Source organism: Deltaproteobacteria bacterium (assembly GCA_020845895.1).
Lineage (GTDB): Bacteria > Lernaellota > Lernaellaia > JACKCT01 > JACKCT01 > JADLEX01.
Genome location: JADLEX010000031.1, coordinates 24,829 through 39,799, shown reverse-complemented (window position 1 = coordinate 39,799; position 14,971 = coordinate 24,829). Strand labels below are relative to the sequence as shown.

10 protein-coding genes are annotated in these 14,971 nt (G+C 62.3%); 4 read left to right on the top strand and 6 right to left on the bottom strand.

All coding sequences use genetic code 11. The features are described 5' to 3' along the window. The first annotated feature begins 2 nt into the window (after positions 1–2). The 4 genes from lsrF to IT350_03795 are packed head-to-tail and all read left to right on the top strand — an operon-like array spanning position 3 to position 3,791. Positions 3–827 carry a 3-hydroxy-5-phosphonooxypentane-2,4-dione thiolase gene (lsrF, locus tag IT350_03810; GenBank protein MCC6157153.1) on the top strand — a complete coding sequence of 275 codons (825 nt, stop codon included), beginning with the start codon at positions 3–5 and terminating at the stop codon, positions 825–827. A 31-nt stretch (positions 828–858) separates the two neighbouring features. Beyond that, on the top strand, positions 859–1,887 hold the full coding sequence (locus IT350_03805; protein ID MCC6157152.1) for an alcohol dehydrogenase catalytic domain-containing protein: 1,029 nt from the start codon (positions 859–861) through the stop codon (positions 1,885–1,887). 55 nt (positions 1,888–1,942) lie between these two features. After that, the gene (locus tag IT350_03800; GenBank protein MCC6157151.1) at positions 1,943–2,875 is read left to right on the top strand and encodes a cation transporter; all 933 of its coding nucleotides are present in this window, start codon (positions 1,943–1,945) and stop codon (positions 2,873–2,875) included. A 19-nt stretch (positions 2,876–2,894) separates the two neighbouring features. After that, positions 2,895–3,791 (top strand): cation transporter, encoded by an 897-nt coding sequence (locus tag IT350_03795; protein MCC6157150.1) that lies wholly within the window; start codon positions 2,895–2,897, stop codon positions 3,789–3,791. Between the two features lie 11 nt (positions 3,792–3,802). On the opposite strand, the gene IT350_03790 is transcribed toward IT350_03795, so the two are convergent. The 6 genes from IT350_03790 to IT350_03765 all read right to left on the bottom strand — a co-directional run bounded on the left by IT350_03790 (position 3,803) and on the right by IT350_03765 (position 14,890). Beyond that, the gene (locus tag IT350_03790) at positions 3,803–9,172 is read right to left on the bottom strand and encodes a tetratricopeptide repeat protein (GenBank protein MCC6157149.1); all 5,370 of its coding nucleotides are present in this window, start codon (positions 9,170–9,172) and stop codon (positions 3,803–3,805) included. A gap of 37 nt (positions 9,173–9,209) precedes the next feature. Beyond that, the gene (locus IT350_03785; protein MCC6157148.1) at positions 9,210–10,235 is read right to left on the bottom strand and encodes a hypothetical protein; all 1,026 of its coding nucleotides are present in this window, start codon (positions 10,233–10,235) and stop codon (positions 9,210–9,212) included. Between the two features lie 166 nt (positions 10,236–10,401). Then, positions 10,402–11,682, bottom strand: a complete 1,281-nt coding sequence (locus IT350_03780; protein ID MCC6157147.1) for a glycosyltransferase family 2 protein — start codon at positions 11,680–11,682, stop codon at positions 10,402–10,404. Next, positions 11,682–13,808: a DUF2334 domain-containing protein gene (locus IT350_03775; protein MCC6157146.1), complete on the bottom strand. Its 2,127-nt coding sequence runs from the start codon at positions 13,806–13,808 to the stop codon at positions 11,682–11,684. The genes IT350_03780 and IT350_03775 overlap by 1 nt, the downstream gene beginning before the upstream one ends. Before the next feature lie 27 nt (positions 13,809–13,835). Next, on the bottom strand, positions 13,836–14,690 hold the full coding sequence (locus tag IT350_03770; GenBank protein ID MCC6157145.1) for a diguanylate cyclase: 855 nt from the start codon (positions 14,688–14,690) through the stop codon (positions 13,836–13,838). After that, on the bottom strand, positions 14,687–14,890 hold the full coding sequence (locus tag IT350_03765) for a hypothetical protein (GenBank protein ID MCC6157144.1): 204 nt from the start codon (positions 14,888–14,890) through the stop codon (positions 14,687–14,689). The genes IT350_03770 and IT350_03765 overlap by 4 nt, the downstream gene beginning before the upstream one ends. Between the last annotated feature and the right edge of the window lie 81 nt (positions 14,891–14,971).

Below are 14,971 nucleotides of genomic sequence, written 5' to 3'. Positions count from 1 at the left end.
CAATGGATTGGGGAATGGCGAACCGCATGGCGAAGATCTTCCGGCCCGATACGGGACGGACTGTGATGCTCGCGGTCGATCACGGATATTTTCAGGGGCCCACGACGGGGCTGAAAAATCCCGGCGAAACGATCCGACCGCTGCTGCCCTACGCCGATGCGCTCATGCTCACGCGCGGCATCCTGCGCACGCAGGTTCCAGTCGGAACCAGCGTGCCGATCATTCTTCGCGTTTCGGGCGGCACGAGCGTGCTCAAGGACGACCTCTCCGACGAGGAGATCACCGTCAGCATCGAAGAGGCCGTGCGGCTCAACGTTGCCGCGGTGGCCATGTCGGTCTTCGTCGGTTCGCCGAACGAACGGCAGACGCTGGTGTCGCTTTCCAACCTCGTTAACGAAGCGCAGCGCTTCGGCATCCCGGTTCTGGCCGTGACGGCGGTCGGTAAGGAAATGGCCCGCGACTCGCGCTATCTCGCCCTCGCGTCGCGCATCAGCGCGGAGCTCGGCGCGGCGATCGTGAAGACGTACTACTGTGATGGTTTCGACGCGGTGTCGAGTTGCGTGCCGGTGCCCACGGTGATCGCGGGCGGCAAGAAACTCGCCGAACGCGACGCACTCGTCATGACGAAAAACGCCATCGCGGCCGGCGCCAAGGGCGTGGACATGGGCCGCAACATCTTCCAGTCGGATTGCCCCGTCGGAATGATCAAAGCCGTTCGCGCCATCGTGCATGAGGGGGCATCGGTCGAAGCCGGTTACAAGATCTACCAAAAAGAAAAGCTCGGTCTCGCCAAGACGAGATCAGCCAAGTCTCGGAAATCGGCGTAGCCCTTCCGAGATGAGCGCAATCACGCCCACGATGCGCGCGGCCGTCTATTACCGGAATTCCGATATCCGAGTTCAGGATGTGCCCGTCCCCGCGATTGGTCCGGGCGAGGCGCTCATGCGCATCCGTTCGAGCGGCGTGTGCGGCTCGGACGTGATGGAATGGTACCGCATCCATAAAGCGCCGCTGATTCTCGGGCACGAGGTGGCGGGCGAAATCGTGGAGGTGGGCGAGGGCGTGACGTACGTGAAGCCGGGCGACCGGGTGGTCGTCTCGCATCACGTGCCGTGCATGACGTGCCGCTATTGCCGGTCGGGCCACGAGACGGTCTGCGACACGTTGCGCAAGACGAATTTCGACCCCGGGGGTTTTTGCGAGTACGTTCGCTTGCCGGCGATCAATGTCCGGCTGGGCGTCTATTCCATCCCCGACGGCGTCAGCGACGACGAGGCGAGTTTCACGGAACCGCTGGCGTGCGTGCTTCGCGGACAGCGGATCGCGGGCGTGGGGCCGGGAAAAAACGTCCTCGTCATCGGCTCGGGCATTTCCGGGCTGCTCCACATCGCCACGGCGGCCGCGCTCGGCGCGGGCGTCATCGTCGCGACGGACGTTCAGACGTTTCGGCTGGAGTCCGCGAAACGATTCGGCGCGGCGCTCGCCGTTCACGCACGGGACTTCACGCCCGACGCGTTTCGTGCGGCCACCGGCGGCGACCTCGCGGATGTCGTCATCGCAACCACCGGCGCGATTCCGGCGTTGCAGCAGGCGTTCGCGTCCGTCGAACGCGGCGGAACGATCCTGCTGTTCGCTCCGACCGATCAGGGCGTCACGTTTCCCCTGTCGATCAATGACGTATTTTGGAAGAACGACGTCACCGTGACGACGACTTACGCGGGCAGCCCCGCGGATCACTTCACCGCACTCGACATGATCCGCGCGCGCCGCGTGCCCGTCGGCGACATGGTGACGCACCGTCTCCCCCTGTCGCGCACGCAGGAGGCGTTCGGCCTCGTCGTTCGCGGCGAAGATTCGATCAAGGTGATCGTGCGTCCGCAGGAGTGATTCCGGCGGTCCACTCCCTGCGCGATGTCCGCGTGTTCGCGGCGGCTTTGGCGAGATGGCATTTCACTGGGTCAACACGGGCAACGGCGATCGCGATCTGCGCAATGTCACGCTGACGGCGCTCGCGACGAACATCGTCCTGTCCATCGTCAAACTGTCAACGGGATTATGGACAGGATCCGTGGCGCTGCTCGCGGACGCCGCGAACTCCATCTCCGACATCGGCATCGACGCGTCTATCCTCGTCGCGGCGCGCGTCAGCCGCCGGCCCGTCGATCACGATCACGCGTACGGTCACGGCAAGTATGAAACGCTGACCGCCATTGCGATCGCGGTCGTGATCATGGCCGTCGGCACGGGGTTCGCCTGGCGATCCTATCGCGTCTTCCGGCTAGGGCCGGGACCGGTTCCCGGCGTTCCGGTCATCGCCGTCGCGGTCTTCACGCTCGTCGCGAAGGAATGGCTCTACCGTCTCACGCGCGGCGTATCGCGCCGCGTGCACAGCGCGACATTGATGGCCAACGCATGGAATCACCGATCCGACGCACTCTCGGCGCTCGTGGTGCTTCTCGGCGGCGCGGGGATGTTGGCGGGCTGGGATTACGCCGATGCGGTGGCGGGAATTTTCGTCGCCGCGATGATCTTCGCGGCCGGTGCGCGCGTCGCCGCGGACGGCCTGACGGAACTTACCGACGCGTCGGCCGAGCCGGAAATCCGGGATCAGTTGCAGAGGGTCATCTACTCCCATCCGTCAGTGCGGGCGCACCACAAATTGCGTTCAAGGCGTGTCGGCCGGGAATTTTTCGTCGATGTGCACGTTCTGGTGGACCCGACGATGAATGTGTACGAAAGTCATCAGGTGACGAAGGAACTCAAGGAACTGGTCAATGCGCGGGTGACAAAGACCGTCAACCTGCTCGTGCACATCGAGCCGGACATTCCGGGTCAGCGGACCGGCGGCGAATACCTTCCCACGGCGCATCTGTGAAGCGCCGATCGGAGCGGAGTTGAGCGGACAGGCCGACGATTCCCGAGCGATCCGAAACGTGACGCTGGTCGGCGCGGTCATCAACATCGCGCTCATGATCGGCAAAATCGTCGTCGGCGAACTCGTCGGATCGATCGCTCTCGTGGCCGACGGCCTGCATTCCATGTCCGATCTGCTCACGGACATCGCCGTTCTCGCAGGCGCCAAGGCCGCCGAGCGCCCGGTGGACGATACGCACCCATACGGGCACGGCAAATTCGAGACGATCGCGGCCATTTTCGTGGCGCTCGTTCTGATCGGCGTCGGTGGCTGGATGGCGTGGAGCGCCCTGCACCTGCTCATTGCCGACGTGGCGACGCGCCCGCCGGGAACCTGGGTGCTCGTGCTCGCGGGCATTTCCGTCGTATCCAAGGAATGGTTGTATTGGGTCACGCGGAGCGTGGCGAAACGGACGAACAGCCCGGCGGTACTCGCCAACGCGTGGCATCATCGCTCCGACGCGTTTTCCTCCGTCGTGGTCATCGTGGGTACGATCGGCGGCACGCTCGGCTGGGATCACGGCGACGCCTTCGCCGGTCTGGTCGTGGCCATCATGATCGTCATCGTCGGCGCGCGGGTCGGGTTCGACTGCCTCAGCGAATTGACCGACGGGGCGGTCGAGCCGCAGGTCCGCGACCAGGTGGCGCGGCTGATCGCGTCGCACCCTCAGGTCCGCGCGCACCACGAGCTTCGCACGCGTCATGTCGGTCGCGAGATATTTGTCGATGTTCATATTCTCGTGGACGCGGACATGAGCGTGCTCGACGGGCATCAGGTCGCGACGGACCTGGAAAAAATGGTCGAGACGCACGTCGACGCGCCGGTGAACCTGCTCGTGCATGTCGAGCCGGACGTCCCGGAGCAGCGCAAGGAATAGGGGGATCGGCGCTACTTCTCCAGCGCGGAGTGATCGCCGAAGGAGATTCGCCAGTTGAGGAACACGCTCCACGCGTAGAACGAAGCGTCCTGCACACCGCCATAGGACCAGTCGGCGTCGAGCGATAGGGCGTGATTGTAGTTGATGCGCCAATCGACGCCGCCGAATAGGCCGACGCCCCAACCGTCCTCGCCCTCCTCGAACGAATACGTGGGCGACACACCGAGGCTGTAGAACACGTCCTCGGTGACGGCCTGATTCCATCCGATCGGCAGCGAGTGGCTGTAGAAGTCGAGCGGTGACCAGTAGACCTCGGCGTTGTAGGGATCGCGCGTTTCGTTGTCGATGTACGTGAACAGGTACGACAGCAGGATCGACGTGTCGGCGACCTGGAACGGATCGAAGAAGGTGTAACCGAGCCCGCCGCGCGCCTGATTGGACGTCTGCGAATCGAGCGCCACGATGTCGCCTTTCGATTCGCTGTTGATGCGATACGCGTATTCGCCCAGCACGCTGAAGTGGTCCCAATCCGTACCGATCAAATTGCGCAGCGTCAGCGTCAGTCCGATCGAATCCATATAGATGTTCTCCGCGACCGACGTGAAGGTCTCGCGCTTGTCCTTGCGCGAGTACGCGAGGTCGAAGAGGGCGACGCCGAGCAGGTCGTAGCTCGCCCGCGCGCCCCAGTTGTGCGTCGGGTCGATGTTCTGATCGTAGATGTTGAAGATGTACTCGCCCGAGATCGCGACCTCGCCGCCGAGGCCGAGCTGCAGACCGACCGCGGGGGACTGCGTGAAGATGACGTCCTGGCGCTGCTGGTCGAAGCGGCCGGCTTCGTACCGCGCCCAGACGGCCCAGTTGTCGAGGAAGCGGTAGGTGAATTCGGCGCCGCCGACGAAGTAGCCGACGCGATCGGCGAAACGGATCGCCTCCGAGTACCCTGCGAAAACGTCCAGCGTGGGGGCGCTTTCGTAGGCCACTCGGGCGAGTCCTTCCTTCACTTCCTGATTGTCGGGCTCCAGCGTCTGGGCGACCTTGTATTCGTGGATCGCGGAGCGCCACATGCCCGACTGCCGATAAATGTTCGCCAGCGCCAGATGGTAATAGGCGTTTTGCGGATTCGCCTTGACGAGTTTCTCGAACTCGTAGCGCGCCCGTTTCAGGTTCTGGCGGTTGTACAGCTCGTTCGCGAGTTGGACGCGATACTTCTGCTCCGCCTCGCTCATGTAGAGCGAGGCCTTGCCCGGTTTGATTCCGCCGGGACCTCCCGGCCCAGGCAGCATGAAATAGCTGTCCACGAACGCACCGTCCACGTATTCGATCGAGTACAGCTTCAGGTACTGCGCCGCCTCGTCGTCCTTCGGATTGATGATCATGATGCGCTTGTACTGGTCGATGGCCTGATCCACCTGGCCCGACTGCTTGTACGAGCGGGCGAGCCCCTTGCGACCCTCGACGTTCCACGGATCCTGCTCGGCGACATATTCCAGGTTGACGATCGCATCCTGATACTGGCCGACCGCGAGGAAGCACAGGCCCATTTCGAGCCGCACCGTGTTGTCGTTCGGGTCCTTTTCGACCATCGTCTTGTAAACGTTCAGCGCCGAGTCGTAGTCCTCGCCGTAGTTGTAGGCTCGCGCAAGTTCGAGCAGCACCTCGCGGTCGTCTTCGCCCTTATCGACGACGTACTGCAGGTGCTCCGCGGCCTTGGCGTACTGCGTTTCGTAGGAATAAAGCCGCGCGAGAAGAATCCGCACGTCGGTGTTCTCCGGCTCCTTGTTCACGACGAATTCGGCGTGCGGAATCGCGTCCTCGTACCGATCGGGATTCATCGAGAGCACGCTCGCCATATAGAAGTGCGCCTCGACGTTGTCCGGGTCGTACTTGAGCGCGGTCGCAAACTCGTTCTCGGCGTCGCCGTTCTTCTTCATGCCGATGTAGACCTTGCCCAGCGCGATATGGGCGTCCACGTTGTCGGGCTCGAGCGCGATGGCGTCGCGATACGCGGCCTCGGCGTCCTCGAACTCGCCGCGTTCCAGCATCAGGCGGCCCATTTCCAGACGCGCTTCGGTGTTCTTGGGGTACGTGTTGTAAAGCCGGCGATACAGGTCGATCGCGCGGCCATAATAGCGCCGGTCCCACGAGTAGAGGTTCGCCAGCGCGAAGCCCGCCTCGTAGTTGTTCGGGCTGCGCTTGAGGATGACCTCGTATTCCTTCATCGCGTCGTCAATGCGGTTGTTGTAGGCAAAGAGCTTCGCCAATTCCATGCGCGCGTCCTCGCGGCCGGGATCCTGCGAGAGGACGATGGAGAATTGCTCGATGGCGTCGTCGTAACGCTTGGCGTACGAAAGGTTCTGCGCGTACTCGGCCCGCAGGTCGAGGTTGCCGGGCCGCCGATTGAGCAGCCAGATATACTGCTGACTGGCGGCTTCGAATTGGCCCGACCACGAATACAGCCGCGCGAGGCGCAGCCGCACGTCGAAGTTCTCCGGGTCCTTTTTCAGGACCTCGATGCACTGCGCGATCGCGTAGCCGTAAGTGTCACGGTCGTAGCTGAAGATTTCGGCGAGGGCGAGGCGCGCGCCGACATGCCCCGGGTCATACTCCAGCACCTTCTGATACTCGCGGGCCGCTTCCTTGTAGCGATTGTGCGCGGCGAGTTCCTGCGCGAGCAGGTAACGCACCTGAACGTTCGCGGGGTCGTCTTCGAGGATGCGCCGCATCTGCTCGATGTTCGCGGGGTAGTCGCCGTAGATGCCGTAGAGATCGCCCCACGAATTCTGAAGCAGCCACCATGCGCGCTGGTATTCGCCGGTCACCGCCACGTAGCGGCGGGAGAGCAGGTAGTGGTTGTACGACATTTCGGTGAAGCCGTTGACGTTCGTCGGGTCGTACTCCAGCACCTTGCGCTGCATCGCGATGGCGCGTTCGTAGTTGCCGCTCTTGCGGTCGATCACGCCGAGGCCGTAGTAGGCTTCGGTCGATTCGCTGTCGATGGCGAGCGCGTCGCGATAGGCCAGCACCGCCTTGTCGTACTGCGCGGTCTCGCGATAGACGGTCCCGAGACCGATGTAGGCGTTCGAGTTGCGCGGATCGGTGTCCTTGACCTGCGTGTAGAGGGTCTCGGACTTTTCGTATTCCTTGTTGATTTCGTACGCGTGCGCGAGCGCGAGACGATAGGTCGCCTTGTCCGGCTGCTGCTGCACCTTGTCGGTCAGCTCGACGATGACCTCGGGCGCGCGTCCGCCGTAGCAGCGAACCCGCATCATCTCGAGGTAGAGGTCTTCCTTGGTGAGCGCCTTTTCCTTGTTGCGTTCCGCGAGGTGAACGTTCGCGCCTTCCTCGGACTTCACGGGCTCATCTTCGGGCATCTTCGAGAGCAGCACCTGGAACTCGCGGTCGGCCTCGTTCCACTTCTCGGTCCACGAATACAGGCGCGCGAGCAGCAGACGGGTCTGGAAATCCTCCGGCTCCTGCTGGAGCACGTAGTTCGCCTGCTCGATCGCCTGGTCGTAGTAGAGGCTGTTCTGCGAATAGACGATGGCGAGCTTTCGGCGCAGGTCGAGATCGGATGTGTGCGTCGAGAGGGCCTGTTCGAGGGTCTTGATCGCGTTCTGCGTATCGCGCTGATAGGTGTAGACGTCGGACAAACCGCCGACGACCTCCATGTTGTCCGGCGCGATCATCGCCGCGCGACGGATGGCGTCGAGGCTCTTGTCCGGATTGCCCATCTTGCCGTACACGACCGACATGCCCAGCCACGGCGCGACATCCTGCGGATCGGCCTGCGCCGCCTTCTGATAGGCGGCAATCGCGTCCTCATTCGCGCCGTAGTCCATCTGGACCTCGGCGAGTTTGATGTAGGGCAGGGAGGACGTGGGGTGATCCTTCGCCGCCTGTTCGAGATGGTCGAGCGAGGCGGTGCGGGCGCTGTCGTGATCCCACTTCGCGAAGACGGCGCGCACGCGGTCGAAGACACCCAGCCATTGCTGCTGGATCGACGCCTCGAGTTCGTCCATGCGCTTTTTCGCGACGAGCGCTTTCTTGTGATACGCGAGGCCGATGCCGACCTGCGCGTCGAGGTTTTTTTCCTGTCCCTTGGTGGCCAGGATCTGCTCGTAGTGCGCGATCGCCTCGTCGGGACGACCGAATTCCGTCAGGATCTGCGCCTTGGCGATCTTGGCGTCCACGTCATCCGGCGTTTTGCCGAGCACGACATCCACCTGCTCGATGGCGGGACCGAAATCCCCCGATTCGCGCAGGGCTCGGGCGTATTCGAGTCGAAGATCGGCGTTGTCGGGATCGGCGTCGAGCAGCGCCTTGTACTGGTTCTGCGCCTCGGTGTGGTTGTTCGAGAACGTGTAGATGCGCGACAGCAGCCGTCTGGCGTCGGCGTTGTTGGGGTCTTTCGCGATCAACTGCTCGAGGGTCTTGATCGCCTGCGGATAGGTCGATTCATCCCAGCTGTAGAGATTCGCCAGGACCAGGGTGTTTTCCTGATTCCCGGGTTCGAGCGTCGCGAGTTTTTCGTAGGTCTCGACCGCCTCTCGGGTGCGCTTCTGCGCCGCATAGGCGTTGCCCAATCCACGCAGCGCCTGCACGTTGTTCTTGTCCTTTTCGAGGACCATCTGATAGGTCAGCACCGCGTCGGCGTAGCGCTGGCCGTAGTTGTACGCGTCGGCGAGGCCGATCAATGCCTGCGAGCGCATCTTCGGTTTGAGCACGAGCAGATTGAATTGGTTGATGGCGTCGTCGTAGCGCTTCGCGTAAGAAAGCGTGTTCGCGTATTCGAGGCGCGCGGTGTCGTTGTCGGGATCGAGCTTGAGAAGGCCCTCGTACACCTCGGCGGCCTTGCCGTGTTCGCCCTGCCAGGAGGTGAGGCGCGCCTTGATGAGCAGCGCCTTCTGATCCTTCGGTTCGATCTTGAGGATCCGGTCACAGATCTCGACGCCCTTCGGATACGTCTCCTTGTTCCAGGAATACACCTCGGCGAGCTCGCGCATCGCCGTCAGGTTCTCGGGCTCTTTCTCCAACAGATTGGTATACGTTTCGATCGCCTGCGCGGCGTCGTTTTGCCACTGACGAACCTGCGCGAGATGCAGACGCACCACGCCGTCGTTGGGATCCTGCGCGAGGACCTCTTCATAGACCTTCGCCGCCTCGGCGTTTTTCCCGAGCGCGTAGTAGCTGTCGCCCAGCTTCTTCTTCGCCTCGAGGTTTTGCGGATCTGCCTCGAGGGCCGCCTGGAACGCGGCAACGGCCTTGCCGTACTGGCCGGAGCCGTAATACGACAGGCCATCCTCGTACAGACCCGCGAACGCCGACGTCGCCCAAAGCGCGGGCAACGCCAGTGCCAGCAGGAATACGGTGATGCGTTTCATCGCTCGGTCCTTCCCGCGACGTCGTTCGCGACGTCCCTCAGTGAGCCTTCGGGACGGCGCGTCCGACCGCGTCTCGGTTCGCGTCACGATACTCGCGAAGCGCCAGCAGCGCTTCCAGATTGTCGAAACTGTAAACCTCGTCATCACTGAACGATCCGCGCAGGGGGCTGTGCTCGTCGGACACCTGAAACGCCAGGAGCCTCTTGAGCCATGCGGCCGCGAGCGCGGGATCGTTCATCCGCATCGCGTATCTGACCAGCAGCGCGTACACGCTCGACGACTCGTAGTCCTTCGTCGCCGATTCGTTCCGCGCTTCATACTCGGCGTAAATCGCGCCGTCCTCGCGCCACCGCGCCGCGAAGAAGTCGAGGGCGCGGCGGTTTTTCGGATCGTGTCCCGCGAGAAAAAGCGCGCAGTAGAGTTGATTGATCGTGTTCTGGCGCGTGCCCTCGTAGCGTCGCGTTTCGAAGTTGAACTTCTCGTAGAAGAGACCGGTCTCGAGCTGACCGTCCGCCAGCAGCGCCGCGTTCTTCGCGTACAGGTCCTTCCAGTCCTCGCGCGCGGCGGCGATGCGCCGGATCGCGTCGAGATGAAGATAGGAGAGCTGAATTTGCGGCGAGAGGGTGTTCTCGCCCCAGTCGCGCCAACTGACGAAGTCGCGCAGCAAGCCGTCCTTCGATTCGAGCTCGAGAATGTTGTACGCGATCTCCGACCCAAAGCGCGTGTACTCCTCGACCGACCATTTCTCGCCGGCGGCGAGGGCGGCATCGACGATTCGAAGGTCGTCGATGATCGCGGTGGAGTCCGCCGTGAGCTCGGCGTCGTGCGAAATCTTCCAGAAAAACAGACCAAGATGCCCGGTCATCCACTTTTTGACGAAACGGAACTGACGATCGAACAGCGCGCGGTCATCCGCGTCCACGGCGTAGCGCATGAGCATGCCGTTGCTCTCCGACAGCAGCCCCGACGCGCGCAGGTCCTCGACGCGCACGGAAGGGTGCCCGAACCACGAGGTCTTCGTGATCGGGGAGAACGTGTAAATGCCGCCTTGCGCCGTCATCATCCTCGTTTCCAAAAAGGCCCTGCAGGCCCGTTCCGCCGCTCCCGCATCCATCGGCGCTTCGGCGTGTCCGTTGGAGGACACGCACCCTGCCGCCGTCATCAAGACCGCCCCCGTCACGCAAGCGGTCCACATCCGCATCCGCTTCACCCCGACGCCGAAAGCCGCGTCATCCATCCGCCTGCTTCTCGCGCATCTTGTACCGGATCGTTTTTTCCCAGACCGTTCCTTTTCGTCGTCGGATCACGTCGATCCAGAACGCGCGGAAGACGATGACAATCCAAACCTGACAGTAGGTGACGTACATGATGAGCGAGAGCAGGATGTTCAGGAATGACTCTTCCTCCTCCAGGCTCATGGCGATGAGCGACTGCATGAAAAACAGCATCATCGCGAGGAACCAGATGAAGGTGAAGGGTCCGACGAGCCCGAGCTTGATGAAGCCGAGCAGCCCGAGGACGGCGATCACGTCCGACAGAATGAGCGCGAAGAAAAAGACGTAGTAGAGACTGAACATGTAGAACAGGTCGAACATGATTCGCCGGTTCTTCATCTGGAACGCGACCTTGAGGAACTTGCGGACGATGTAGGTCATCCCCTGGACCCATCGCGTTCGCTGGCGGACGAAGGTCTTGACGTCCTCCGGCTCCTGTTCCCACGTGACGGAGTAGGGAATGAACTTGATGCGGTAGCCCATCTCGTACAGGCGGATCGACAGCTCGGCGTCTTCGGCGATCGCCTCCTCGTCGAAGCGACCGGCCTTGTCGAGCACCTTGCGCCAGATCACGTAGTTCGTGCCGGGCAGCGTCGCGAGGTTGAACAGCTTGTAGCGCCCGCCCTGCATGAGCCACTGAAACGAAATGAATTCGAGGTTGATGAACCGCGTCAGGGAGTTGCGGTCGCGGTTGATCGTGCGCACCTTGCCGAGGACCGCGCCGAGTTTCGGGTCCTCGACGAGGTTGGCGACGAGGTAACGAAGCGCGTCGGGCTCGGGGCGATTGTCCGCGTCGTACACGGCGATGACGTCGCCCATCGCGTGTTCGAGGCCCACGTTGAGCGTGCGGCTCTTGCCCTTGCCGCCTTCGCCCTCGGGCACGGTGACAAGTTTGACCTCGCGGTGCCGCGCGGCGATTTCGGCGACCACGTCGCCGGTTCGGTCCTTGCTCCCGTCGTTGACGACGATGATCTCCAAACGCTCCTTGGGATAATTGAGCGCGAGCATCGCCTGCACCGTGCGCTCGATGACGAGCTCTTCATTGTGCGCGGGAATCAGAATGGAGACGAACGGGAAGGGGAAGGACTCCGAAAACAGGCGCGCGCGCTCTTTCTCGGACGACAGGCCGTTGAGGAACGCGAAGAATGTGAGCAGCACGTTGAACAGCAGGAAGAGCCAGATGCCGATCGCCGCGGACAGGAAGCAAAGATCGATATAGACGTTCGCGTACGGCATCAGAATTCTTCCGTGTGACGGCGGACTGCCGCCATTCTTTTCGCGCCGGCGACCGTTCGCCGGGTGACCAGAAAGATCCAGATCCCGAGAAACAGCACCAGCGTGATCATGCCGATGAAGAGCAGCACGATCGCGACGGGATTGGAGATGCCCGAGATGGTCGGCCGGAAGAGGTTGAGCGTCGTCACGGTGACCGGCGGCCGCCGATAGACGCCCTGAATCACCTGGAATTCGTCGGGTCGCAGTGTGACGAGACTGGTGACGTTGCCCTTGACGGTGCCGAAGGAGAAGTTCTCGTCGAGCAACTCGCCTCGATCGTTATAGGTCCGCTCGTTGCGGTACTGGGAGTCGAGCGTGAGTTGCACCTCGCTCACTCCGGAGACGACCACGCGGTCGCGCGTTGTGACCTTGTTGTTGAATTCGGTGAGCGACACGAAACGGAAGTCGCGCTCCTTGAGTCCGTCGACGATCTGCGTGAGCAGGTTGAGATCGAGGAAGGTGTGGAAGAAAAAGCTCGCCCAGCCGTCGCGTACGACCTTCATCGCGTCCGCGTCGCGCAGGAGCGCGGCGGCATCGCGGCCCACGCCGGGATTCACGTAGCCGAGCGACTCCGGGATGATGATCTGTTTGTGCATGTCGGACTGGATCAGATAAGGGAAGAACTGATCCGAGCCGTACGCTTCGACGGGCATTCGCCGTTCAACGACCGTCGTGAAATAGTCCGCGAAGGCGTCGTAGTCGGCATGGCCGGCCGCGTAATGAGGCGTGGTCCACGCGAGCGGATAGATTTCATTGACGAAGCACTCGTTGAGCGCCTGCTCGATCCGCTGGGACGCGAAGGTCTTGTCCTGCGCGATCGGATGTCCGCCCGTTTCGCCTTCCCAGAATTCGAAATCGACCGCGGATTCCGCCGTGTGCTGGTGCGTGAATCCATGCAGGATCGGCACGCCGCCCTTGCTGATGAGGTAGCGGACCGTTTTGAGAAACTCCGGCGCTTCGGAGAGATAGATCGGCTCGCCGTTCTCACCGTTCTTGTAAACCGGCACGAGCGTGAAGGCGAACGGCACATCCCGCTCGGCGAGCAGGTCCGCGGCCTTGCGCAACGTGTCCAGTTCGCGTTTCGGGTGGACATCCTCGATGCGCACGAAGGCGAAGTGCTCTTCGCCGGATTTCTCGCCGAAGAAGTCGTAGAGAACGTCCGCGAAGGCGAGATACGCGCCGCCCTCGATATGGTACGCAATGGGGTCGCTCGCCACAAACCAGAAGTTCTGCGCGCGCACGATCCACGGCAGCGAGACAGCGGGAGGCGTCGCGGAAGGCGGCACGGGCAGGCCGTCGCCCGTCACCGCGGATACCGCAGGAGGCGAGACTCCGGCGATCGTCTTCGATTCGATGTCCATTGCCGTTTCGCCGGCGGTTCGAGGAGCCGGCATCGGCGGAACGTCGACGGAGGGCAGCGGCGGCAAACCGACGGGCAGAACCTCGTCCGCGACCATGGACGGCAGCCGCGCCGGTGTGCCGGGTTCGATATCGAGTCCGGCCTGCGCGGGCTTGGGCGGATCGGACACGTACTTCGCCTCGGCGAGCACCTGCGCCGCCTGCGAGCGCGTGACGTCGACCTTGAAGGTCCGAAGGTCGATCTTCGCGAGCGGCTGATTCTTGTAATAAACGACGTTGGTCGCGAATGCGTCGCCGCCCTCGACAGCTCGAATCCCGAAGTTGTCGAGATTGTGGCGCGCTTGCAGGCGCTCGAGGTTCGCTCCGATCCACAGAAACGGACGCGTCGACTGGAAGATGTCGTCGAGGAGGTAGGTCGGCAACGGTTGATCGGTCTTGGTGCCGACATAGATTCCGTAGGCCGCCTCGGAGAGCATGCCCTTTTCGTAATCGCCCGTCGAAACGAGGCGCGTGCTGACGGGGAAGTGCCCCAACAACTGCACGATGGAGTGCGCGCTGACGAGTTGATCGGCGGCGGGGGCACCCGGCGACACGACGTCGTGAATGACGAGCACGAGATCGCCTCTCGGTCCGAAGTCCGGCGCTTTTTCCTCGAATTGATTCATCGTGACGAACAGTACGCCGATGATCAAACCGAGCGCGAATATGGCGATCAGGGTCGTTCGCATGGGCGCGCGATGATGGGCCGCGTCTCCTTAGAGGGGTTGATATCGGCTGTCGATCACGTCGATCAGCTCTTCGAGATTTGTCGCATCCTTGGGGAAATTCGCCGAGCTGAGCGACAGCTCGGGAACGACCTCGTCCCACGTCTTGCCGACCTGCGCGAGCAGCGTCTGGCGTCGCTCCAGAAAACGCGTGACGACGATATTCACGCCGTTCGCATTCGTCTCGGGTAGGATGACTCCGAGTTCCGAGTCGGCGTATTTTCCGACGTAGTCGGCGTCGCGCAGCATGCTGCGAAGAAAACGGCCGATATCGCGGAAGAGCGCGACTTCCTGCTCGTAGTCGTAGCGTTTCTGGAACTCGCCGAGGTTGTTGATGCGGACGAAGACCAGCGACAGGGGCGTGTTGTAGCGCTTGACGCGCTTCATTTCTCCCGAGAGCATCCAGCGGAAGCTCTTGAAATTGTAAAGCCCCGTTTCTTCATCCGGCACGAACGTCTCGACGGTCGTGACCTCGCGGAAGACTCCGGCCCGGCGAAAATTCATCGTCTCCGAGATCGTGCCCAATACGAACCCGATCACCACGATGATCCCGATGTTGACGATGCTCTCGCGGATGAATCCGGCTTGGGCCGTTCCCTGGACAATCTTGAACAGAACGAGGCTGCCGTAAATGGCGGCGCCGAAGATCGAACCCATCGCGCCGAACTTCAGACCCCGCGTGATCGCGAGAAACGCCACCGGCATCGTGACGACAACCGTGAGCGCCTCGTATTGGCGGATCTTGAAGTAGTAGATGAACAGGAAGCCAAACGCCGCGCCGAGCGCGCCGAGAACCACGAGGTCGAGGATCTCGGACGATTTCGCGTTGTCGTTGTTCGCTTTCATCGGACACCGTCCTTGACGTCAGGGCGAGGAAGAGGGCGTTGCGACGAGGCGCGAACCTGCGTCTTCTTCAGAAAGAAGCGCACGATGTCCCGGAGAAGGATCAGAAGCGTGACCACCACGATGGTGACCACGACGACCAAAGCCATGGTAATCAGGCAATTTTGGGATTCCACACCAATCCCTTCGCGCACAAAACGCAAAAACCCGGCCGCCGGAAGTTGGGTCGCTTGTCAATATCCCATTTCGACCGATCGGCGCAAGCGAAAAGCGGCCGATTCCGC